Annotated in this window: 19 protein-coding genes; 18 read left to right on the top strand and 1 reads right to left on the bottom strand. The window is 42.6% G+C overall.

Annotated features, from left to right (window positions below; all coding sequences use genetic code 11):
• Positions 1-14 precede the first annotated feature (14 nt).
• The 16 genes from nusA to T344_RS0115790 all read left to right on the top strand — a co-directional run bounded on the left by nusA (position 15) and on the right by T344_RS0115790 (position 18,195).
• Complete coding sequence (nusA, locus tag T344_RS0115710; protein WP_027629505.1) at positions 15-1,190, top strand: transcription termination factor NusA; 1,176 nt, start codon at positions 15-17, stop codon at positions 1,188-1,190.
• Between the two features lie 94 nt (positions 1,191-1,284).
• Positions 1,285-1,557, top strand: coding sequence for an RNase P modulator RnpM (rnpM, locus tag T344_RS0115715; RefSeq protein WP_027629506.1), 273 nt, complete (start codon positions 1,285-1,287; stop codon positions 1,555-1,557).
• Positions 1,550-1,882, top strand: a complete 333-nt coding sequence (locus T344_RS0115720) for a L7Ae/L30e/S12e/Gadd45 family ribosomal protein (RefSeq protein ID WP_004622967.1) — start codon at positions 1,550-1,552, stop codon at positions 1,880-1,882. The genes rnpM and T344_RS0115720 overlap by 8 nt, the downstream gene beginning before the upstream one ends.
• Positions 1,875-5,261, top strand: a complete 3,387-nt coding sequence (gene infB / locus T344_RS0115725) for a translation initiation factor IF-2 (protein ID WP_027629507.1) — start codon at positions 1,875-1,877, stop codon at positions 5,259-5,261. The genes T344_RS0115720 and infB overlap by 8 nt, the downstream gene beginning before the upstream one ends.
• A gap of 179 nt (positions 5,262-5,440) precedes the next feature.
• On the top strand, positions 5,441-5,794 hold the full coding sequence (gene rbfA / locus T344_RS0115730; protein ID WP_027629508.1) for a 30S ribosome-binding factor RbfA: 354 nt from the start codon (positions 5,441-5,443) through the stop codon (positions 5,792-5,794).
• A 144-nt stretch (positions 5,795-5,938) separates the two neighbouring features.
• On the top strand, positions 5,939-6,895 hold the full coding sequence (locus T344_RS0115735; protein ID WP_027629509.1) for a DHH family phosphoesterase: 957 nt from the start codon (positions 5,939-5,941) through the stop codon (positions 6,893-6,895).
• Positions 6,896-6,940: 45 nt separating this feature from the next.
• Complete coding sequence (truB, locus tag T344_RS0115740) at positions 6,941-7,858, top strand: tRNA pseudouridine(55) synthase TruB (RefSeq protein ID WP_027629510.1); 918 nt, start codon at positions 6,941-6,943, stop codon at positions 7,856-7,858.
• Between the two features lie 217 nt (positions 7,859-8,075).
• Positions 8,076-9,014 carry a bifunctional riboflavin kinase/FAD synthetase gene (locus T344_RS0115745; RefSeq protein WP_027629511.1) on the top strand — a complete coding sequence of 313 codons (939 nt, stop codon included), beginning with the start codon at positions 8,076-8,078 and terminating at the stop codon, positions 9,012-9,014.
• 11 nt (positions 9,015-9,025) lie between these two features.
• On the top strand, positions 9,026-11,380 hold the full coding sequence (gene hypF / locus T344_RS0115750) for a carbamoyltransferase HypF (protein ID WP_027629512.1): 2,355 nt from the start codon (positions 9,026-9,028) through the stop codon (positions 11,378-11,380).
• Between the two features lie 110 nt (positions 11,381-11,490).
• Complete coding sequence (locus T344_RS0115755) at positions 11,491-11,715, top strand: HypC/HybG/HupF family hydrogenase formation chaperone (protein WP_027629513.1); 225 nt, start codon at positions 11,491-11,493, stop codon at positions 11,713-11,715.
• A 12-nt stretch (positions 11,716-11,727) separates the two neighbouring features.
• Positions 11,728-12,813 (top strand): hydrogenase formation protein HypD, encoded by a 1,086-nt coding sequence (gene hypD, locus T344_RS0115760; protein ID WP_027629514.1) that lies wholly within the window; start codon positions 11,728-11,730, stop codon positions 12,811-12,813.
• A 183-nt stretch (positions 12,814-12,996) separates the two neighbouring features.
• Positions 12,997-14,007: a hydrogenase expression/formation protein HypE gene (gene hypE, locus T344_RS0115770; protein WP_027629515.1), complete on the top strand. Its 1,011-nt coding sequence runs from the start codon at positions 12,997-12,999 to the stop codon at positions 14,005-14,007.
• A gap of 63 nt (positions 14,008-14,070) precedes the next feature.
• Positions 14,071-14,820, top strand: a complete 750-nt coding sequence (locus T344_RS0115775) for an ABC transporter ATP-binding protein (RefSeq protein WP_027629516.1) — start codon at positions 14,071-14,073, stop codon at positions 14,818-14,820.
• A 59-nt stretch (positions 14,821-14,879) separates the two neighbouring features.
• Positions 14,880-15,611, top strand: coding sequence for a YknW family membrane protein (gene yknW / locus T344_RS0115780; protein ID WP_027629517.1), 732 nt, complete (start codon positions 14,880-14,882; stop codon positions 15,609-15,611).
• A gap of 26 nt (positions 15,612-15,637) precedes the next feature.
• Positions 15,638-16,972, top strand: a complete 1,335-nt coding sequence (locus T344_RS0115785; protein ID WP_027629518.1) for an HlyD family secretion protein — start codon at positions 15,638-15,640, stop codon at positions 16,970-16,972.
• Positions 16,973-16,980: 8 nt separating this feature from the next.
• Positions 16,981-18,195, top strand: a complete 1,215-nt coding sequence (locus T344_RS0115790; protein ID WP_027629519.1) for an ABC transporter permease — start codon at positions 16,981-16,983, stop codon at positions 18,193-18,195.
• Between the two features lie 372 nt (positions 18,196-18,567).
• Here the strand turns inward: T344_RS0115790 and T344_RS0115795 are convergent, their stop codons facing one another.
• Entirely contained in the window at positions 18,568-18,747 is a 180-nt protein-coding gene (locus tag T344_RS0115795; RefSeq protein WP_027629520.1) for a hypothetical protein, read from the bottom strand.
• Positions 18,748-18,998: 251 nt separating this feature from the next.
• On the opposite strand from T344_RS0115795, the gene yfmF reads away from it, so the two are divergent.
• Both yfmF and yfmH read left to right on the top strand, forming a co-directional pair.
• Positions 18,999-20,303, top strand: a complete 1,305-nt coding sequence (gene yfmF / locus T344_RS0115800; RefSeq protein WP_027629521.1) for an EF-P 5-aminopentanol modification-associated protein YfmF — start codon at positions 18,999-19,001, stop codon at positions 20,301-20,303.
• Between the two features lie 72 nt (positions 20,304-20,375).
• Positions 20,376-21,677 (top strand): EF-P 5-aminopentanol modification-associated protein YfmH, encoded by a 1,302-nt coding sequence (yfmH, locus tag T344_RS0115805; RefSeq protein WP_027629522.1) that lies wholly within the window; start codon positions 20,376-20,378, stop codon positions 21,675-21,677.
• The last annotated feature ends 25 nt before the right edge of the window (positions 21,678-21,702 follow it).

Genomic DNA, 21,702 nt, shown 5'->3' on the forward strand with positions numbered 1-21,702 from the left:
GGGAGGTTAACGTAATGAGCGCTGAGTTAATACTTGCACTTGAACAGCTGGAGAAAGAGAAGGGTATTAAAAAGGATGTAATAATTGAGGCCATAGAGGCCGCTCTTATTTCTGCGTATAAGAAAAACTTTGGTTCGGCAATGAACGTCAAGGTAAATATAGATAGAACAACCGGAGATGTAAAAGTTTTTGGACTCAGAAAGGTTGCAGAAGTTCCCGATATGGAACAGATGGATATATCTGTGGATGAAGCCGCCAGATTAAATCCCACACTTGCCGTCGGCGACATTGCCGAAATGGAAGTCACTCCGAGAACTTTCGGAAGAATAGCCGCCCAGACGGCTAAACAGGTTGTGGTACAGAAACTCAGAGAAGCTGAAAGAGGAATTATATACGATGAGTTTTACAACAAGGAAAGTGACATTGTTACTGGTATCATTCAGAGAATAGAAAAGAGAAACGTAATAGTAGATCTGGGAAAAACCGAGGCGGTGCTTGCTCCCACCGAACAGACTCCGGGTGAGGAGTACCGTTTTAATGAAAGGCTCAAATCCTATATCGTAGAAGTTAAGAAAACCACCAAGGGTCCTCAGATCATGATATCAAGAACCCATCCGGGACTTGTAAAGAGGCTTTTTGAGCTGGAGGTTCCCGAAATACACGATGGTACTGTTGAAATAAAAAGCATATCACGTGAGCCGGGCTCCAGAACAAAAATTGCAGTTTACTCCAAGGATGAAAATGTTGATCCGGTAGGTGCATGTGTAGGACAAAAGGGCACAAGGGTCCAGGCTATAGTCGATGAACTCCGCGGTGAGAAAATAGATATCATAAAATGGAGCAACGATCCCAGGGAGTATATCTCCAGCAGCTTAAGCCCTGCCAAGGTAGTGAGGGTGGATGTGACTGAAGATGAAAAAGCTGCCAGAGTTATTGTTCCTGACTATCAGCTTTCACTCGCCATTGGAAAGGAAGGCCAGAATGCAAGACTGGCTGCCAAGCTCACCGGCTGGAAAATTGATATAAAGAGTGAATCACAGCTGAGACAGTCTATTGAAAAACAGCTTTTCGACGATAGTTTAAACGGCGGTTATATGGATTTTAACGCCGAAGATGAAAATAATGATTACGGCGAAGAAGAAAATAATGATTACAGCGGTGACCAGGATGATGATGTTTTCATAGACTGATAGATGGTAACCTTTAATGATTTTGGCAATGCTTAATAAAGTTGCATACTGTCGGTTCATCCGATGGTAATTGACTATGGGAAGGTGTGGATGGATGAAGCAAAAAAAGATTCCATTGCGTATGTGTCTTGGCTGTAAGGAAATGAAGCCAAAGAAGGAATTGATACGGGTGGTAAGAAATAATGAGGGAGAAATCAGCATAGATCTAATTGGCAAAAAGCCGGGCAGAGGTGCATATATATGCAGGGATGCCGCGTGCCTGGAACAGGCCATAAAGGCCAAAAGACTCGACAAAGCTTTTGAGATGACAATTGATAATGAAATATATGAAAATTTGAAATGCCAATTGGAGGGAAATGATGGATAGGATTTATTCCTTGTTAGGTCTTGCTAAAAAGGCAGGACAGCTGTCAGCCGGAGACGAAACTTGTGAAAGGGCCGTCAAATCGGGTAAGGCTGTTCTTGTAATTGTAGCAGGAGATGCTTCTGAAAACACGAAGGACAAATTTAAGAGTATGTGCAGTTTCCGCAGTGTTTCCTATAGAGAATATGGAGAAAAACTTGGGCTCGGAAGATGTATAGGAAAAGAAATACGTTCAGTTATTTCGATTCAGTCAAAGGACTTTAAAAATGGCCTTCTTAAACTAATAGATAACCAAATTAATGAATCCGGGGGTGAAGGTATTGGATAAAGCAAGAATATACGAGCTTGCCAAAGAACTTAATACAACGAGTAAGCGGTTAATGGAAAAGCTTGCTGAGATAAATATAAATGTAAAAAATCATATGAGCCTTCTTGAACCTCATGAATTAGACGCACTTTATAAACACATTGGCGTAATAAAACATGACGAAAAGAAGCCTGAGGATGAAAAAAAAGCTGTCTCTGCGGACACTTCTCATCCAGTTGAAAAGAAGAAAGAAATTAAAAAGGATATGAAAAGTGCACCAAGGATAATCAGAACCACAGAGATTGTAATTGACAGCAATGGTGAAACTGAGAATACCGACCGTGGAAATTATAAAAAAGAAGGGAATCAGCCTTCTTCAAAACCGAATTATATAAAAACCGAGTCCAGCACTTCAGGGCTCAGACCGGGGTATGTGAGAGACAGCAAACCTGATTTCAAAAATAAACCTGCTAACAGGAATGAAAAATCTCACGAGTCTCCTAAAAATGCTGCCAAAATTCCTGCCGTTCAGCATGATGATTCTTCAGTTTCAAAGCAAAGTACAAAGACTGAGGATATTAAAAAAGAGGAAAAGCTTGTGGCGGATACTGCTGTTCAAACAGATACAAAAATATCAAAAAACATTGATGCAACCGATACAGAAAAAATAAGCAAAGAGAATGCGGCTGAAAGAGTGGATATGAAATCAAACACAATTGTTGAACCAAAGGAAGCAATAACCGGCACAAACACGGCTCCAAAGAGTGAAAGTACTGAACCCAGGAAGGAAGATACTGCCGCAGTGGCTGAAACACAGGCCCCAGAGACTGACAATGTCAAGAGTGAGAACAGGCAGGGAGACAGACCACAGGGCCAGTATAACAGAAATGACAGACCACAGGGAGACAGATCACAAGGCCAGTATAACCGAGGCGACAGACCACAGGGTCAATACAACCGGGGAGACAGGCCACAGGGAGACAGACCGCAGGGTCAGTATAACAGAGGTGACAGACCCCAGGGAGACAGACCACAAGGCCAGTATAACCGAGGAGACAGACCACAGGGTCAGTACAACCGAGGAGACAGACCACAAGGCCAGTACAACAGACCACAGGGAGACAGGCCGCAGGGGCAGTACAACCGAGGCGACAGACCGCAGGGTCAGTACAACAACAGACCACAGGGAGACAGGCCGCAGGGTCAGTACAATAGAGGAGACAGGCCTCAGGGCCAGTACAACAGACCCCAGGGAGACAGACCACAGGGTCAGTACAACAGAGGAGACAGGCCGCAGGGGCAATACAGACAGCAGGGCCTGGATATTCCAAAGCCGGATGCAACTGTTGCTCAGGAACAATTTGACTCACTGAGAAATGAAGCGCGGAGAGAATTCCAGAGCAGGGATCTGGATAAGAGCGTCAAGAGGGAAGAAAAGCAGAAGAAAGAAGCACCAAAGACAACTGCCGATAAGAAACAGAAATTTAAACCCCAGAAAATAGTTATCGAGAAGAAGGGTGTTTCTGAAATTCTTGATGAAAATTACATCTTTGACGAATTCTACAGTGATGACGGCAAGAAGAAGAGATTGCCAAGGAATAAAAAGAATGAAAAGGTTCAGGAAAAGTATATTCCGCCAAAGGCAGTTCTTACTTCCATAACCATACCGGAATCACTTACAGTCAAGGAACTTGCCGAAGCTCTTAAAAAGACTTCGACAGAAATTATCAAGAAATTGATGGGTTATGGTGTTATGGCCACCCTTAACAATGATGTGGACTTTGAAACGGCTACAATTATTTCGGAAGAGTTTGGAGTAAAGACTGAGAAAGCTGTTCAGATCAGTGAGGAAGATATACTCTTTGATGATGAAGAGATAGTTGACGAATCAAAATTACAGCAAAGACCTCCTGTAGTTGTTGTTATGGGCCATGTTGACCATGGTAAGACATCATTGCTTGACGCAATCAGAAGTGCTCATGTAATTGACAGTGAAGCCGGCGGTATAACACAGCATATCGGTGCGTATACGGTCAAAGCTAACGAAAGGCTGATTACCTTCCTGGATACACCCGGTCATGAAGCCTTCACGGCAATGCGTGCCAGAGGTGCTCAGGTTACCGATATTGCAATACTTGTTGTTGCAGCAGACGACGGAGTAATGCCGCAGACCATAGAAGCCATAAACCATGCTAAAGCTGCAAATGTATCAATTATAGTTGCTATCAATAAGATTGATAAGCCTGGTGCAAATCCAGACAAGGTAAAACAGGAGCTTACGGAATATGGTATAGTTGCCGAGGAATGGGGCGGAGATGCAATAATGGTTCCCGTTTCGGCAAAAAAGAGGGAAAACATTGATCAATTGCTGGAAATGGTGCTTTTGGCCGCAGATATGCTTGAATTAAGAGCCGATCCCGACAGACAGGCGAAGGGTACTATTATAGAAGCCAAACTTGATAAGGAAAGAGGGCCTGTTGCCACAGTTCTTGTTCAGAGAGGCACATTAAAAACCGGCGATTCAATAATAGCAGGTTCCGCTTTTGGAAGAATCAAAGCTATGACAAACGACAAGGGTCACAGCATAAAGAACGCAGGGCCTTCAATGCCTGTAGAAATACTTGGTATGAATGAAGTTCCCGAAGCAGGTGAAGTATTCTATGCTGTTACTGATGAGAAGGTAGCCAAACAGCTTGTTGAAAAGAGAAAGTTCAGACAGAAGGAACAACAGTACAAGACCAGCGCAAAGGTCACTCTTGAAGATCTGTTTACCCAGATCAAAGAGGGTAAGGTCAAGGATTTGAATATTATTATCAAAGCCGATGTACAGGGTTCTGTAGAAGCTGTCAAGCAGTCGCTGGAAAAGCTGAGCAATGATGAAGTCAGAGTCAAAACCATACATGGTGCTGTTGGTGCTATCACCGAATCGGATGTCACTCTGGCACAGGTTTCAAATGCCATAATCATAGGCTTTAATGTAAGACCTGGCGCAAATGTTACCGAAGCTGCCAAGAATGCTGAAGTTGATATGAGATTATACAGTATTATCTACAAGGCTATAGAAGATGTTCAGGCTGCCATGAAGGGTATGCTTGAGCCTACCTACAAGGAAGTTGTACTGGGCCATATTGAAATAAGGCAGATATTCAAGGTTTCGGGTATCGGAACCATTGGCGGTGCCTATGTAACCGACGGTAAAGTACAGAGAAATTCTGAAGTCAGGGTAGTCAGAGAGGGTATTGTAATTCATGAAGGAAAGCTTGCTTCCCTTAAGAGATTCAAAGACGATGCAAAAGAAGTTGCAGCGGGTTTTGAATGCGGTGTGTCCATTGAACGCTTCAACGATATCAAGGAAGGCGATGTAATCGAGGCCTTTGTAATGGAAGAAGTTAAGAGATAAGTTAAGGCTTTTTTGGAATAGGTTGAAGTGGATTAAATTCCAATTCAACCTATTCGTGTATTTGCCGCCTGCCCGGAGTGTACTTGAATACGCTGTGGTTGGCAATACTATTTATAAATGAAGCAGTAACGCACTTAACGATTTTCATTAGCTAATAATTAATATGGAGGATGGAATTGATGGCAGATAGAATAGTCAGGATTTCTGAAGAAGTAAAAAAAGAAATAAGCAGCATTATTCATAATGACCTTAAGGATCCGAGGCTTCCTGATATGGTAAGTATCATATCCTGTAATGTAACCAAGGATTTGAGATATGCTAAAGTATTCGTAAGTGTTTTGGGTGATGAGCAGCAGAAGAAAAACGCCATAAGCGCGCTGAAAAGCGCAGCGGGTTTCATAAGGCGTGAACTCGGGCACAGATTGCAGCTCAGATATACTCCCGAAATACATTTTGAACTTGATACCTCGATTGAACACGGAATATATATAAATAAATTACTTGACGATGCAAAGAAGGAACTGGGAGACTGATGGCATTTCAGCCTGTATTCCAAAACAGACAGACTGAAAAAATAAAATTAACCCCGTATAAAAGTATTAAAATACTATTGCCGCGTTGAAAACCATTAAATGCGATGGGAAAAGAAAACCGGCATAACGGGGCGGGGAGGTTTAATGGATAGGGAAATTGTCAAACTTATAGCCCAGGCAGGCGGAATAGCAATATTTCCTCATGTTTCTGCAGACGGTGATGCAATCGGTTCATCCCTGGCTCTGGCTCTGGCACTGAAAAATGCAGGTAAAAAAGTAATCGTTTATCTGGAGGAAAATATTCCTACGGTGTACAGATTCTTGCCCGGGACTGAATTGGTCTGCTTTTATGATACCCGGGATGAGGTCATGGATATCAATATAGCTCTGGACACAGGGGATGTCGGAAGGCTTGGAACCAGAGGAGATGCTTTTTTCGAGGCCCCCTGCACAATAAATATCGACCATCATGTGACAAATACAAAATTTGCCCTTTTAAATTTTGTTGATGATATGTCGGCTTCAACCGGTGAAATAGTATATACACTGCTGAAGAAATTGAAGCTCGGGATAGACAGGGATATTGCGGCCTGCTTATACACTGCAGTTTCAACAGATACCGGAGGCTTCAAGTACAGCAATACCACCTCCGAAACACACAGGATAGCTTCGGAACTTCTGGCTACAGGTATAGACATAGGAGAACTGTCGCAAAGGATATTTGACAATACCACTTACACAAAGCTGAAGCTTACGCAAAAAGCAATAGAGCTGCTGGAGCTTCATGAAAATGCAAAACTTGCGGCGGTTGCAATCTCACAGGCCGACCTGCAGGCAACCGGGGCAAAGGATGAGGACTGTGACGGCATAGTGAATATCGGAAGATCAATCGAAGGTGTGGAAGTTTCCGTTTTGGTCAAGGAGAAGAATGCCGAAGAGGTCAGGGTGAATTTGCGTTCCAAAACCCATGTGGATGTTTCCGAAGTAGCTGCGGCATTTGGGGGCGGCGGACATAAACGGGCGGCCGGCTGCACTGTTAAAGGCTCTTTGCAGGAAGTTAAGGAACAGATGATAAAGGTGTTAAAAGAGAAACTTCAGTAATATAAAATGCTTTTGACAAAGAAAGGGTTTTATTTTAGGGATAATATGAACGGAATAATAAATGTACTCAAGCCTGCCGGAATGACATCATTTGATGTGGTGGGTTTTCTCAGAAAAGTTGCCGGACAGAAAAAAATAGGGCACACGGGGACGCTTGATCCGTCTGCTGTGGGGGTTTTACCCATATGTTTGGGAAATGCCACCAGGGCCATCGAGTTTATTATCGATAAGGACAAGGTCTATCGCGCAGAGCTCACTCTGGGTTGGGCAACCGATACCCAGGATTCCTCGGGGAATGTAATTTATTCCAAAGAGGTGGAGGCCGGCAATGACAGAATAGAAGAGGCAATAATGAGTTTTGTCGGTGATATTGACCAGCTTCCGCCAATGTATTCTGCAATAAAAATTGACGGAAAAAAGCTGTACGATATAGCCAGACAGGGCGGGACTGTGGAACGTCAGCCAAGAAGGATCAGGATATTTGATATAAAAATTATCAGGATATGGGAAGAGCCCGGGCCTGAAAAGAGAAGGGTAAAAAAAGCACTGTTTGACGTTCATTGCTCCAAAGGTACCTATATAAGGACTTTATGCCATGACATGGGAGAAAAGCTGGGCTGCGGAGGACATATGTCTTTCCTCGTCAGGACAAGAGCCGGCAAATACAGTCTGGATACTGCTTTGACCCTTGAGGAAATCAGGGAGCTTGCTGCCGGGGGCCGGCTGGAAAACAGGCTTATCCCTGCCGAAACAGTATTTGAAGATATGGAAAGTATCCGGCTTGGTTCAAAAGACACCTTTAAATACTGTAATGGCGTATGGCTTCAATTAAATAATGAAAATTTTGATACAAAGCCTTTCATAAGGGTATATGATAACAATGAAAATTTTTTGGGCATAGGTGAACTTTTCCATAACGGTCAAGGTACCTGCCTGAAATCAAAAAAGTTTTTTAGCATATAGGAATTTATATTTAAAGATAGTGTAATTGCTATTAAAACTGAGTTTAGAACAAGTACACTAGGAAATTCCAGTTATATATAAATTTCTATATGCGGGGTTTGAAAAGGGGAATCCCCTTTCCGGTTTAGAGGGGGTGCTCAGAAACACGAAGTGTTTCGTCGAAGCAAATTTCTTGACGTATAGGAATTTTCATTTGAGTTACTACAAGGAGAATTATATGCAGGTTATTCACACCACCGATGAAAATAATAGTTTTAAAATAAAAACAGGAGTTGGCCTGGGTAATTTTGACGGATTACATATTGGCCATATGGCTCTGATCAACACACTGATACGTGAATCCCGGCTTAACAACCTGTGCTCGATAGTTTATACCTTCACAAAGCATCCCGAGAATATTCTCAGGAAAAAGCTCATAACTCCGCTGTTACTGACTGAGCAGAAGAAAGTGGAATTGCTTGGAGAAATTCATCTGGATTATCTGTACTTTGATGAATTCAATGAAGAATTTTCAAGACTTTCACCCGAAGACTTTGTAAAAAAAATACTGATTGATAAATTGAATATCAAGCTGGCTGTGGCCGGTTATGACTATAGATTCGGCTATATGGGGCAGGGCGATATTCCCCTGTTGAAGGAATTGGGGTTAAAGTACGGTTTCAGGGTTGTTGTCATACCTGCCATAAAATGTGACAATGAAGTTGTAAGCAGTACAAAAATAAGACAATGTATAATCAATGGGCAGCTTGAAACTGCCTACAAACTTTTGGGAAGGAACTACTCTATTACGGCAGAGGTGGTCAGTGGGAGAAGGATAGGAAATACCATCGGTTTTCCCACTGCCAACATTCACCCTGAAAGGTTTCTCGTGCTGCCGGCCAACGGTGTATACATTACCAAGACACTGCTGGACGGCAAGCTTTATAACAGCATGACCAATGTGGGTTTTAATCCGACTTTTGAGGACGCTAAGGAAAAAACAGTGGAAACTCATATCATCGATTTTAACAGGGATATATACGGCAAAAAAATAGAAGTTTTCTTTCTGAAGAAAATAAGGGACGAAAAGAAGTTTGAGTCGGTAGACCTCCTTAAGGAACAGATAGCGGAAGACATGCAGACAACCAAGAAATACCTGGAGATTGAAGATAACTGAAAGGTAAGACCATGAGACGATATAGGATAACAATTACAGGAATAGTTCAGGGCGTGGGTTTCAGGCCCTTTATTTATAATCTGGCAAAAAGCATGGGCTTAAAGGGGTGGGTAGGAAATACCGACAGCAATGTGGTAATAGAGGTGGAAGCCGGTGAAAAAATATTATCCGGCTTTATACAGTCTATAAAAGCAAAATCTCCTGTTTTAGCAAAAATTGAGACTTTAAATTATGAAGAGCTGCCTGTTAAAGGTTTTACAGATTTTGAAATAAGGCAGAGTGAGGCGGTTTCCGGGGGCAATATCTTCATTTCGCCCGATGTATGCACCTGCGGGGATTGCATAAAAGAGCTGAAGGACCCCGGGAACAGAAGGTATGAATATCCCTTCATCAATTGTACAAATTGCGGCCCCAGGTTCACAATCATCAAGGACATTCCCTATGACAGGGAGAAGACTACCATGGGCTGTTTTGAAATGTGCCGCCCCTGTGCCCTGGAATATACCGATCCCTCCGACAGGAGATATCATGCCCAGCCCGTCTCCTGCCGCGACTGCGGTCCTGTTCTGGCAATAGCCGATGAGAACGGGAAATTCATTTCCCGGCTGGACGGCAGGGAACCGCCCGACAGCCGGCAGTGCCTGGAATATATCACAGGAATTATAAAATCGGGAAGGATAGCCGCCGTCAAGGGTATTGGCGGATACCATCTGGCCTGTGATGCGCTGGACTCAAGTGCCGTAGGAAGGCTCAGGAGCAGGAAAAACAGGGATGACAAGCCCTTTGCCCTAATGATGAAAAATCTTGAAACAATTCAAAATTATTGCCATGTGAATGAAAAGGAAAGACAGCTTCTGGAATCTCCGGCCAGTCCTGTTGTGCTGCTCAGAAAAAAGGAGGGCATTGTTCTTCCAGAGGAAATAGCACATCTAAACAGCTATCTGGGGGTGATGCTGCCATATAATCCCATACACTATATACTGTTCGAACAGGAAAGTTTTCCGGAGGTACTGGTGATGACCAGCGGAAATCTCAGCAGTGAGCCCATATTTTACAGGGACGAGGAGGCAATACAGGGGCTTGTGGGCATAGCAGACGCCTTTCTGACAAATGACCGGGAGATATATATCAGAACCGACGACTCGGTAACGAGGGTTTTTAAAGATAAGGAATATATCATCAGGAGATCCCGGGGTTATGTACCCATGCCTGTAAAGCTGGACACAAAAAAGCTGCTGGGGGTGGATGACGCCGTGGAGCTCCCGTCGGTACTTGCCTGCGGCGGGGAACTTAAAAACGTATTCTGTCTCAATAAGGGAAATATGTTTTATCTCAGCCACCACATAGGCGATCTGGAGAATGAGAGTACAAACAGGGCTTTTGTCCATGCGGTTGAACATTTTAAGAAATTGTTTGATATAGCTCCCCGGCATATAGCATATGACCTGCATCCCAACTATTTTTCCTCACAATACGGACTTGAGTATGACGCCGGCTATAAAACCGGTGTACAGCATCATAAGGCCCATATAGCCTCCTGTATGGCCGAAAACGGGCTGTCCGGGGAAGTGATCGGAGTTTCCTTTGACGGCACTGGCTACGGGGAGGACGGCAGGATATGGGGCGGGGAATTTTTCAGGGGAGGCTACTATGGTTTTGAACGTGCCGGCAGCCTGGAGTATGTCATGATGCCGGGAGGCGATTCTGCTGTAAAACATCCCTGGAAAATGGCATTGGGATACCTTTACTCAGCGGGGGTGCAAATTCCCCATATAAGCGAGGACGGCCGGGAGCACCGGCTTTTGGGAGATATAAACGACGGTGAAATTGCTTTTGTCCGGAAAATGCTGGAGAAAAAACTCAACTGTCCCGAAACCTCAAGTATGGGCAGATTTTTTGATGCGGTTTCAGCCTTGCTGGGTGTCAAAACGGACATCAGCTATGAAGGGCAGGCTGCCATAGAATTGGAGTATTACGCGGTGGACAGGGCTGCAGAGCCATATGAGGTAATGCTGGACACCGGTGGAACAGGTGGCTTTGCTGTAAGAACCCATATGATAATCCGGCAGCTTTTGAGTGATATGGAGGCCGGCGGCAGCCTGGAAACCATTGCTTCAAGATTTCACGCCACAGTGGCTGAAATTGTACTGAGGGGCTGCCGTGAAATCAGGAAGACCTGTGGTTTGAACAGGGTGGTGCTCAGCGGCGGAGTATTTCAGAACCTTACACTGCTGGCTATGAGCTCGGAGCTGCTTGAGAAAAATGGATTTCAGGTGTATATCCACTCGCAGCTCCCGGCAAATGACGGGGGGATAGCACTGGGACAGGCAATAATGGCTATAGCAAGCAGTATTGCCAAGACTTGAAGATTGAAATAGTTTAAAAATATGTTTATACTTAAACAAAAGAAAAGTATAATTAAGAATAAATTATTATATGTTAAAGATATTCGATTTAAAAAAGGGAGGTTTATATTATGTGCCTGGGTTTACCTGCAAAGGTTGTAAATATTGACGGGAGTTCCGCCCAAGTTGAAATGATGGGCGTAATAAACAAAATTTCGGTCGAACTGCTTGAAAATGTAAAAGTCGGAGATTATGTTCTGGTACATGCCGGCTGTGCTATCCAGATAGTTGATCAGGATGAGGCAGCCAGAACTATTGATATTTTTAATGAGATCAGGGAATTGGGGATCAAGTAAAATGGAGGCAAAATGACAAATTATATAGATGAATTCAGAGACAAGGCAGTGATACAAAAAATTGTGGACTGCCTTAACACATATTCGGGAAGAAATATAAAAATAATGGAGGTCTGCGGTACTCATACCATGGCTATTTCCCGCTACGGCCTCAGATCACTGCTCCCCAAAAGCATTGAGCTGTTGTCGGGACCCGGCTGTCCGGTGTGTGTAACACCAACCGGATATGTTGACAGTGCCGTTGAACTGGCTGAAAACAAAAATGTAATCATAACAACCTTTGGTGATATGATGAGAATACCCGGAAATAACAGCACCCTGCTGTACAAAAAGGCACAGGGCTGCAATGTACAGATGGTGTACTCACCGTTGAATTCTCTGGAAATAGCCAGAGCCAATCCTGACAAAGAGGTTGTGTTCCTGTCGGTTGGCTTTGAAACGACTACTCCTGTTATTGCACTTTCAGTTTTAAAGGCGGAGGCAGAAAAAATAAAAAATTTTTCTGTGCTGACTGCAAACAAAACAATGCCCGAAGCCATCAAAGCCCTGGCAGGAGACGGGGAGCTGGCTCTCGACGGGTTTATTTATCCGGGTCATGTTTCTGCCATAATTGGTACAGACTTTTTTTCATACGTTGCGTATAATATGGAAAAGGCTGGTGTTGTTGCGGGTTTTGAGCCTCTGGATATTCTGTATTCAATAAATGTTTTACTGAAAAATATTACAGAGGGCAAAAAAGTTTTTGAAAATGTATATTCCAGAATAGTATCTAAGGAAGGAAATACAAAAGCCCAGCAGAAGATGTACGAGGTTTTCAAGCCTGTGGATGCAGTATGGCGCGGCATAGGCATGATACCGGGGTCGGGGCTGGGTTTGAAGGAAGCATATGAAACCTTTGATGCCATGAAGAAATTCCATATGGAGCCCAAAGACAGTCCTGAACCCAAAGGCTGTATGTGCGGGGAAGTTTTGAAAGGCAGGAAGCGCCCCCACGACTGCAAGCTTTTTAAAACAAGATGCACGCCGGAAAATCCTGTGGGAGCCTGTATGGTATCATCTGAAGGCACATGTGCCGCATACTACAAATATGGGGACTAAAGCGGTAATGTTCGGAGGAACTGTATAATAATTGAAAAATAAGTATATTGAAAGTATTAAAACAAATAAAAAAATGCTCTGAAATATTCAAAATTGTGTATATAATAACAAATGATATATGGAAGCGGGTAAAGAATAATATAAAATAATTTACGTACTATCGAGGAGGAAGCTTAATACAATATGGAAAACATAATCACTCTGGCTCACGGCAGCGGAGGTTCAGCCACACTTGCTCTTATAGATAATGTATTTAAGAAATACTTTAAGAACGATATACTCTCTGCCGGAGATGATTCGGCCAGACTTGACATAGGAAACAGCAGAAATATCGTATTTACCACCGACAGCTTTGTAGTAACCCCTATTTTTTTCAAGGGAGGAAATATCGGAAAGCTTGCTGTCTGCGGTACGGTTAATGATCTGGCAACCAGCGGAGCGACTCCTCTGTATCTGAGCTGCGGTTTTATTATTGAAGAAGGATTCAAATTTGAAGAGCTTGAAAAAATAGTTGAGTCCATGGCTGTTACGGCTGAGGAATGCGGTGTCAAAATTGTAACCGGCGATACCAAGGTGGTTCAGAAAGGTGCAGTTGATAAGATATTTATAAATACCTCGGGCATAGGCATATTGCCGGAGGGAGTGGATATCTCGGGAAGAAATGCAAAAACCGGCGACAAAATAATAGTTTCCGGAACCATTGGCGATCATGGCAGCTGCATACTGCTTGAAAGAGAGAATATGGGATTCCAGGCCGAAATAAAGAGCGACTGTGCACCTTTGGCGGGAATGGTGCAGGACATGCTGAAGGTAACCCGGCAGCTCCATGTGCTGAGAGATCCCACAAGAGGGGGCGTTGCTACAACGCTTAATGAGATAGCGGTACAGAGTAATGTCACCGTACAGATATATGAAGAAAAGCTCCCTGTCAAAAGGGAAGTCCAGGGGGTTTGTGAGCTTCTGGGCATGGAGCCGCTGTATATGGCCAATGAGGGAAAACTATTGATATTTGTTCCAGGAGACAAAGCCGGCGATGTTCTTGAAGCGCTTAAAAAAAATAATTACGGAAAAGATGCTGCCATTATTGGAGAAGTAATAAATGACAGTGAGGCAAAAGTGGTTCTCAAGGCTCTCAGCGGAGGCACAAGAATCATCAAGTTGTTGGCAGGCGATCAGCTGCCCAGGATTTGTTAACAAAACTCTATCTTAAAAAGTTGAGTTTAAATAAATAAAATATTGAAAGGAGGAAAAAAAGCTTTGATTATTTCCATGAAAAATCTGGGTAAGACCTACAAAAACGGACATATCGAAGTTGAAGCTCTTAAGAACGCCAATATAAATATAAATAAAGAGGAATTTGTCGCTATAATGGGACCTTCAGGATCTGGTAAATCCACTCTGATGAATATAATCGGATGTCTTGACAGATCCACAAAGGGTGAGTATTGGCTCGACGGAGTAAATATATCTTCATTGAACGAGGGAGAACTTGCTAAAATAAGAAATCTTAAAATTGGCTTTGTTTTCCAATCCTTTAACCTATTGCCGAGAATTACGGCACTGCAAAATGTTGAACTTCCCATGATCTATGCGGGTATTGGAAGCAAGGAAAGGCGCAAAAGGGCCACCGCGGCACTTGAGCGTGTCGGGCTGGAAAAGAGAATGCACCATAAGCCAAATGAAATGTCGGGCGGTCAGAAACAGAGGGTTGCAATTGCCAGAGCACTTGTTAATTCGCCTTCAATTATTCTTGCGGATGAGCCCACAGGAAACCTGGATAGTACATCCAGCGAAGAGATAATGGCTGTTTTTCAGGATCTGAACAGGGAAGGTGTAACCATTGTACTTGTTACACATGAACCGGATATTGCCGACCATACCAAAAGAGTGCTGAGGTTCAGAGACGGGTTTTTAAAATCGGATGAACTGGTCCGGAATCCTCTTGATGCAAGAGAAGTACTCGCAAAGTCCAACCTGGAGGAAGAAAATGAATTAGAAAAAGCTTAAAAGAGCTTTTAAATTTTTTAATATTTCAATGTCAAATTTTTCTTTAAGAGGAGACTTTTATGAACGATGATTTAGTAATTGAACAGCAAAGCAATACCTTGCCAAGGCTGAATGTATTTCAGCGAATTGCCGGTGCTATTTTTTCGCCTGAGAGGTTAATGAATGATCTTGAACAGAAGCCGAGGGTCCTTCTGGGTATCATATTGAATGTTCTCGCACCGGTTATATTGATGTACGGCACATTTCCAATGTTCAAGGAGTATTTGAGAACTACAATGGAAATGACGGCTGCCAATACGGCACAGCAAATGACGCCCGAACTGCTTGATCAGGTTGTGAACATTTCGGCAATTTCGACACCTATCATGGGCGGCATTATGGCCGGTGGCATGTTTCTGATACAGGCACTGGTCATATGGCTGGTTACAAAGATATTTAAAGGTCAGGCAAGTTATAAGCAGATCCTGTCTGTTCTTGGATATTCGTCGGTAATATCTGTTTTGGGTACCATCGTAACTGTTGCGGTAATTTATATAACCGGAACATATACCGACGTTACATACACCAGTTTGGCTTCTCTTTTGCCCGAAATTAAAGGGAGCTTCATATACGGTGTGGCAAAGGTTGTAGAGGTGTTCTACATATGGCAGTTGGTGGTAAATGCCATTGGTATAGCCATTGTGAGCAAAATGGACAAGAAGAAGGCATATCTGATTATGGTGCTTGTACTTATAGTTTATGCCGTATTTACAGGCTACAGTGAAATCAAAGCTGCCGCGTTATTGAAATAGTACATAATTGGGGGTAATTTTAAACGATGAAAAAGAAAATAGTTATTGGGATATGTGTTGGAGTACTGGTTATTGCAGTGATTGCAGCCAGTATTATTAGGAATTCCGGGGCAGTCGGCTCGGGACCTGTATTTTCGGTGAGTGCTGCCGAGATTAAAAAAGATGATATCAGTTCGGCTATTTCTGCAAACGGAACGGTAACAGAGGTTGAAAAGTCGGAAATATACCTGGATACGCCTGTAAAAGTCACTAAATTGTATGTCAAGCAAAACGATATAGTAAAAAAAGGCCAGAAGCTGGCAGATTTTGATTTTGATACATTGAACCTGCAGCTGGACCAGGCCAAACTCCAGAAGAAGACCCAGGAACTTGCATTACAGAAGCTGAAGCTCACAGATACCGCAGTAAGTGTTGCTACAGCCCAAAACGGACTTAAGGCTGCCGAAAGCAGTGTCACATCAGCTCAAAGAACCCTGGATAATGCAATAAAGGATAGAGACAATACCAAATCCCTTTATGAAATGGGTGATAAATCCAAGAATGATTTGGACCTGGCTGAAAATAAGGTAAAAGATGCAGAAGAGGCATTAAAGAATGCAAAGCTTAAGGTTGAAAATGAAAAAGAAAATGTCAATACGGCTTCAAAATCAACCAGTACCAAGCAAATAGACATACAAAGCCAGGAACTGGCCATTGAGAACAGTGCACTGACCATAAAGGACCTGGAAAACAAAATCAAGAAGTACAATGATGCCATGTATGCCACCATGGACGGTGTGGCAACACATGTCAATGTTACCGAGGGTTCCTTCACACCAAATGCGCAGCCGGTATTTACCCTGGTTAACCCTGACAAGCTGGAAGTCAAGCTCAATATCAATGAATATAACGCCAAGATGATGCAGCCGGGACAGAGTGTAGATATTACCGGAGATTCCATACCTGAAACCGATAAGATCACAGGAAAGGTTGAGAGTGTTTCCCCTGTGGCAAGTACGAACACCAATAGTACAGGTACACAGGAAACGGTTATACAGGTAACCGTAAGTATAGATAACATCACTGAGGTAATTAAGCCGGGTATCACCGTCAATTGTGATATTAAAACGGTGGATATAAAAAATATACTGACATTGCAGCTTGATATGCTCAGCCCTGACAAGGACGGCAAAAACTTTGTTTACGTTCTGAGCAAGGATAAACAAACCATGCACAAGGTACCTGTAGAAGTTGGAACCACTTCAGATATGAAGGGAGAAATCAAATCCGGAGATATCAAAGAGGGGGATCTTGTCGTAATGAATCCAAAGTCCACATTTAAAGATGGAGCCAGAGTCAAATTAGTCGAAGATAAGGGATGAGGTAAATAATGAATATTATTGAAAGCTTCAAGCAGGCGTTATCCAGTCTTCGGGCAAATAAGCTCCGGTCCATACTGACAATGATAGGTATTGTAATGGGTGTATTTTCGGTTATCACCATAGTTGCCATAGGAAATGCAACCCAGAGCTACATGGATAACGAATTTGCAAAAATAGGGGCTAACGTGTTAGCCGTATCATACAAGTCAGGCACCATTAATTCAAATGATGTATTGCAAAACGATGACATGAAGGCAATTGCCAAGGTAGAGGAGATTAAAAACGTGGGTACCTCCATGGGAAGATCCGGTACCATCAGGCTTGGCGACAAGACCAGGAATGCAAATATAACCGGTATTTCCTCACAGTACAAGGACATCATGCCCACTGACATGGCTCAGGGCAGAATGATCAATGATATTGACAACTCCCTCAGATCAAATGTGGTTGTAATTAATGAGGATTTTGCCAGAGCCAATTTTAAAAATGAAAATCCCATAGGACAAAAACTTAGAGTAAAATTAGGTTCGGGAAGCTCCATGAATTTAACGGTAATCGGAGTCACCAAGGCCGAGGACTCAATTTTTGGGGATATGATGTCCTATGAAAGTCAAAGTGTTTCACTGACCATTCCCCTGACTACCTTGCAGGCTTACTATCCCTGGTCGGATCAGCTGAATTACATGTATGCTACCGTTGAATCCAAGGATAAGGAAGATCTTAAAAAAATAGCCGATAAGGTTATACGGATTCTTGAACAGAAGCATGGCAACAAGGATAAGTATTATGTACAATTCCTGTCCGAAGTACAGGAGCAGCTTAACTCAGTGCTTGGTATAGTATCATCGGTATTGCTGGTGGTTGCCGTCATCACACTGGTGGTGGGCGGTATAGGAATAGTCAACATACTGTTGGTTTCGGTTACCGAACGTATCAGGGAAATCGGCGTCCGAAAGGCACTTGGAGCAAGAAAAAGAGATATTATCTTCCAGTTCATAACAGAATCAATTATTTTGACCGGATTGAGCGGAACAGTGGGAATAATACTGGGTATACTGGCGGGCTTTGTCATTTCTTCTGCCATTAAAATACCTCCCACTGTCGATGTTACCGTTGTTATTCTTGCGTTCCTTGGCTCGGTAGCTCTTGGACTGCTATTTGGAGTATATCCCGCCAAGAGGGCAGCCGACCTTGATCCGATAGAATCCTTGAGATATGAATAAGAAGCACATAATTTACGTGTAAAAAATATACAAATTGAAAAGACCGTTTTCAAACTAAAGCAATTGTAATACATAAATTACTGATTGGTGCTCAGTTTAACTTTAATAAATGGGCAGCTCCATTAAAAGTATATGCCTGAAATTGCAGGTGAAGCACAAGTATTTTGCTGGCAAATCGGCAGGAAGCCGATTTGAGCAGGAACCCCGAAACAGGATGTTGAGTGTTCTGCGACAGCTAAATATACTTGTGATGAGCCGTACAAATTTCAAGCATATGCTTTGTGAGCAATCCATTTATTAAAGTTTGTACGGGAGCATTTTTTTATCTCTGACATGTATTGCAATTGTCATAGTGGTCTGCATCACTCCTTTTTACCATTTCCTGCACATATCCACAAGTTTTCCAGCCGCCACCCCCACAAGAAAGGTTCCGCCCAGAATCCCGATTGCCGCGGTAGTTGAAAGTGTAAATTCCGTATCTTCATTTTCATATACGGTGCTTGAGGTTCGTCTTTTTGAGGGCCGTGCATATTTTCTATTTTTTGTATTCATAAATACCTCCTTATAAAATTCCGAAATAAGATTTTATCAAAGGATAGTATTTGTGTTTATATTGAATATATACGATTTTTTTTATTATACTATATATGGATGCTTAATTTTTGAAATTCTGGAAAGTCAATTACGGCTGAAAGGCGAAGGCTTTTCAATCGTAATTGACTTTGGTAAGGATAACATCAATCTATTAAAATAAAAGGCGGGATATCCATTTAAAAGGTTTTCTGCCGGAAGTGGAGATGAATATGACAGATACCGCAAGGTCTCAGGAGAATCTTAACAAGTTATTTGAAGTAAATGGCATTACTGTCTATAATATAAAATCAAGACGGTTCAAGACAAACACCATAAATATTTTTTTCCAGGATAACCTTAACAAAAATACCGTAGCGTTAAATGCACTTTTTCCTTCAGTACTCAGAAGAGGTACTCATAAGCTCCCTACCCTGAAAGACATTAATCTATATCTTGAAGAACTGTATGGGGCGGTATTTGACTGCGGCGTCGGGAAAAAAGGTGAAAGGCAGATAATTCATTTCTATTTTGAATATCTGTCCGATAAATATGCCAATGCCGAAAAAAGTAATTTTGAAGGCGCTCTGGAATTTCTGCTTGATATCATCTACAGACCGGCCTTGAAAGACGGCTCCTTCAATCCTCAGTATGTTGAACAGGAGAAGACCAATCTGAAGATGCTTATAGAAAGCAGAACCAATGACAAGGTGCAATACTCCATGGAAAGATGCTATGAGCTCATGTGCCGGGAGGAGCCCTTCGGACTTTATGAATACGGTACTGCCGGCCAGATAGAGGTCATAACTGCAGAAGAATTGTATAAGCATTATAAAGAAAAAGTAACCACCCTTCCGGCAGATATTTTTATAACGGGTGAATTGGATGAGAGCGACATGGAATATCTGAAGAACAGGGTCGGCAGTATTGACAGAGGTGTAACCAAGGGGCTGACCACAGGTATTGTTAAAAAGTATATAGATAAAGTTGAATATTTTGAAGATAAAATGGATGTCACCCAGGGAAAGCTCTCATTGGGCTTTAGGACCAATATAACCCCAAAAGAGGATGATTACTATGCATTGATGGTTTACAGCGGTATTTTGGGCGGAGGCATGCATTCCAAGCTGTTTCAGAATGTCAGGGAAAAAGCCGGATTGGCGTATTACATCTTCGCCGGTCTTGAAAAATTCAAAGGTTTGATGATCATAGGAAGCGGCATTGAATTTAAAGAAAAGGACCATGCAAAAGACTTGATAATGGAACAACTGGAGGCTATCAGAGCAGGAAAGATATCGGACTACGAGTTTGAGGCAACCATCAAATCTCTTGAGACGGGAATCCATTCCCTCAAGGACAGCCAATTGCAGGTGGTGGATTTCAATTTCAGCCAGCTGGTATCCCAGACACACGACACCTTTGAAGGGATTCTGGCCAAGATACGGAGAGTGACCAAACAGGATGTTATAAATGTAACAGGCAAAATTCAGCTTGATACTGTATACTTCCTGACCTCTCAGGAGGCTGAAGCGGTGTGATAACAGTTTTATTCGAATTATGACGATGGACGTTGATTATACGCTGACGGACGGCGGAAATGGAGATTGAGTATGAGATATGAAACCCTTGAGTTTAAGAAATATGACGAAGTAATGTACAGGTATGAACACAGCAGTGGATTAAATTGTATCGTAATCCCGAAAAAGGGTTATTACAAAAAACATGCCACCTTTTCGACACATTACGGTTCTGTGGACAATAAGTTTATCATACCCGGAGATTCCGAACCCACGAAAGTTCCCGACGGAATTGCCCACTTCCTTGAGCACAAGCTTTTTGAGCAAAAGGATGGGAGCGTCATGGATAAGTTTGCCGCATTGGGGTCAAGGCCAAATGCATTTACAAGCTTTACTCAAACCGTTTATTTATTTTCATGTACCGATTTGTTTAAAGAGAACTTTGAACTGCTTTTAAATTTTGTTCAAAACCCCTACATTACTGAAGAAAGTGTCGAGAGGGAAAAGGGCATAATTGGGCAGGAAATCAACATGTACCGCGATGACCCGGGCTGGAGGGTAACCTTCAACCTTCTGGATGCCTTTTACAAAAAGCATCCTGTAAAGAAGGATATCGCCGGTTCAATAGAAAGTATCGCCAATATAACAAGGGATACGCTTTATAAGTGCTATGAAACCTTTTATCACCCTTCAAATATGGTGATCACCGTAGTAGGTGATGTGGACCGGGAAGAGGTGTTTGAGCAGGTTGAAAGGAACATTGAAGCCGGGGAAAGCCATGGAGAAATAAAGCGGATATATCCTGAGGAGGGCAATGAACTGCATAAGGCTTATGTGGAACAAAATATGCCGGTGCCGACACCTCTTTTCTACATGGGTTTTAAAGACGGCAATTACAAGCTGGAGGGCCCTGAAATCATCAAGTATGAACTGGCCGTCAAGCTGCTCATATCAATGATGATAGGCAGGAGTTCAGAACTGTACGGTGAGCTGTATGACAAGGGATTGATCAACTCAAGCTTCGAATCGGATTTTACCATAGAGAACAGTTATGCATATTCCATGCTGGGAGGGGAATCGGTTAATCCCCGGGCTGTACAGGAAAGCCTTGTAAGAGAAATAAAAAAGCTGAGAAATGACGGCCTGAAGCCCGAGACCTTCGACAGACTGCTGAAGGCATCAAAGGGAAGATTCCTGAGACAGATGAATTCGGTGGAAAGCATAGCAAGAAGTTTCATAAATTTATATTTCAAAGGTGTAACATTATTTGATTATTTAGATGTTTATGATAAAATGAATTTTGATTATATTACTGAGGTCTTTGATAAGCATTTTGATATTGACCGTATGGCATTATCGGTAGTCAAAGGGATGGATAAGCAGCAGCTATCATAAATTGACCCGTTATTTGTCTCGGTAA

The organism is Ruminiclostridium cellobioparum DSM 1351 = ATCC 15832, assembly GCF_000621505.1.
GTDB lineage: Bacteria > Bacillota > Clostridia > Acetivibrionales > DSM-1351 > Ruminiclostridium > Ruminiclostridium cellobioparum.

What these genes read in the sequence shown, in the direction of transcription:
- nusA (WP_027629505.1), top strand. Translation starts at nt 15, where the DNA reads ATGAGCGCTGAGTTAATACTTGCACTTGAACAGCTGGAGAAAGAGAAG.
- T344_RS0115795 (WP_027629520.1), bottom strand. Translation starts at nt 18,747, where the DNA reads ATGAATACAAAAAATAGAAAATATGCACGGCCCTCAAAAAGACGAACC.
- T344_RS0115785 (WP_027629518.1), top strand. Translation starts at nt 15,638, where the DNA reads ATGAAAAAGAAAATAGTTATTGGGATATGTGTTGGAGTACTGGTTATT.
- yfmF (WP_027629521.1), top strand. Translation starts at nt 18,999, where the DNA reads ATGACAGATACCGCAAGGTCTCAGGAGAATCTTAACAAGTTATTTGAA.
- yknW (WP_027629517.1), top strand. Translation starts at nt 14,880, where the DNA reads ATGAACGATGATTTAGTAATTGAACAGCAAAGCAATACCTTGCCAAGG.
- hypD (WP_027629514.1), top strand. Translation starts at nt 11,728, where the DNA reads ATGACAAATTATATAGATGAATTCAGAGACAAGGCAGTGATACAAAAA.
- T344_RS0115790 (WP_027629519.1), top strand. Translation starts at nt 16,981, where the DNA reads ATGAATATTATTGAAAGCTTCAAGCAGGCGTTATCCAGTCTTCGGGCA.
- yfmH (WP_027629522.1), top strand. Translation starts at nt 20,376, where the DNA reads ATGAGATATGAAACCCTTGAGTTTAAGAAATATGACGAAGTAATGTAC.
- T344_RS0115755 (WP_027629513.1), top strand. Translation starts at nt 11,491, where the DNA reads ATGTGCCTGGGTTTACCTGCAAAGGTTGTAAATATTGACGGGAGTTCC.
- hypE (WP_027629515.1), top strand. Translation starts at nt 12,997, where the DNA reads ATGGAAAACATAATCACTCTGGCTCACGGCAGCGGAGGTTCAGCCACA.
- rnpM (WP_027629506.1), top strand. Translation starts at nt 1,285, where the DNA reads ATGAAGCAAAAAAAGATTCCATTGCGTATGTGTCTTGGCTGTAAGGAA.
- hypF (WP_027629512.1), top strand. Translation starts at nt 9,026, where the DNA reads ATGAGACGATATAGGATAACAATTACAGGAATAGTTCAGGGCGTGGGT.
- T344_RS0115735 (WP_027629509.1), top strand. Translation starts at nt 5,939, where the DNA reads ATGGATAGGGAAATTGTCAAACTTATAGCCCAGGCAGGCGGAATAGCA.
- rbfA (WP_027629508.1), top strand. Translation starts at nt 5,441, where the DNA reads ATGGCAGATAGAATAGTCAGGATTTCTGAAGAAGTAAAAAAAGAAATA.
- T344_RS0115720 (WP_004622967.1), top strand. Translation starts at nt 1,550, where the DNA reads ATGGATAGGATTTATTCCTTGTTAGGTCTTGCTAAAAAGGCAGGACAG.
- truB (WP_027629510.1), top strand. Translation starts at nt 6,941, where the DNA reads ATGAACGGAATAATAAATGTACTCAAGCCTGCCGGAATGACATCATTT.
- T344_RS0115745 (WP_027629511.1), top strand. Translation starts at nt 8,076, where the DNA reads ATGCAGGTTATTCACACCACCGATGAAAATAATAGTTTTAAAATAAAA.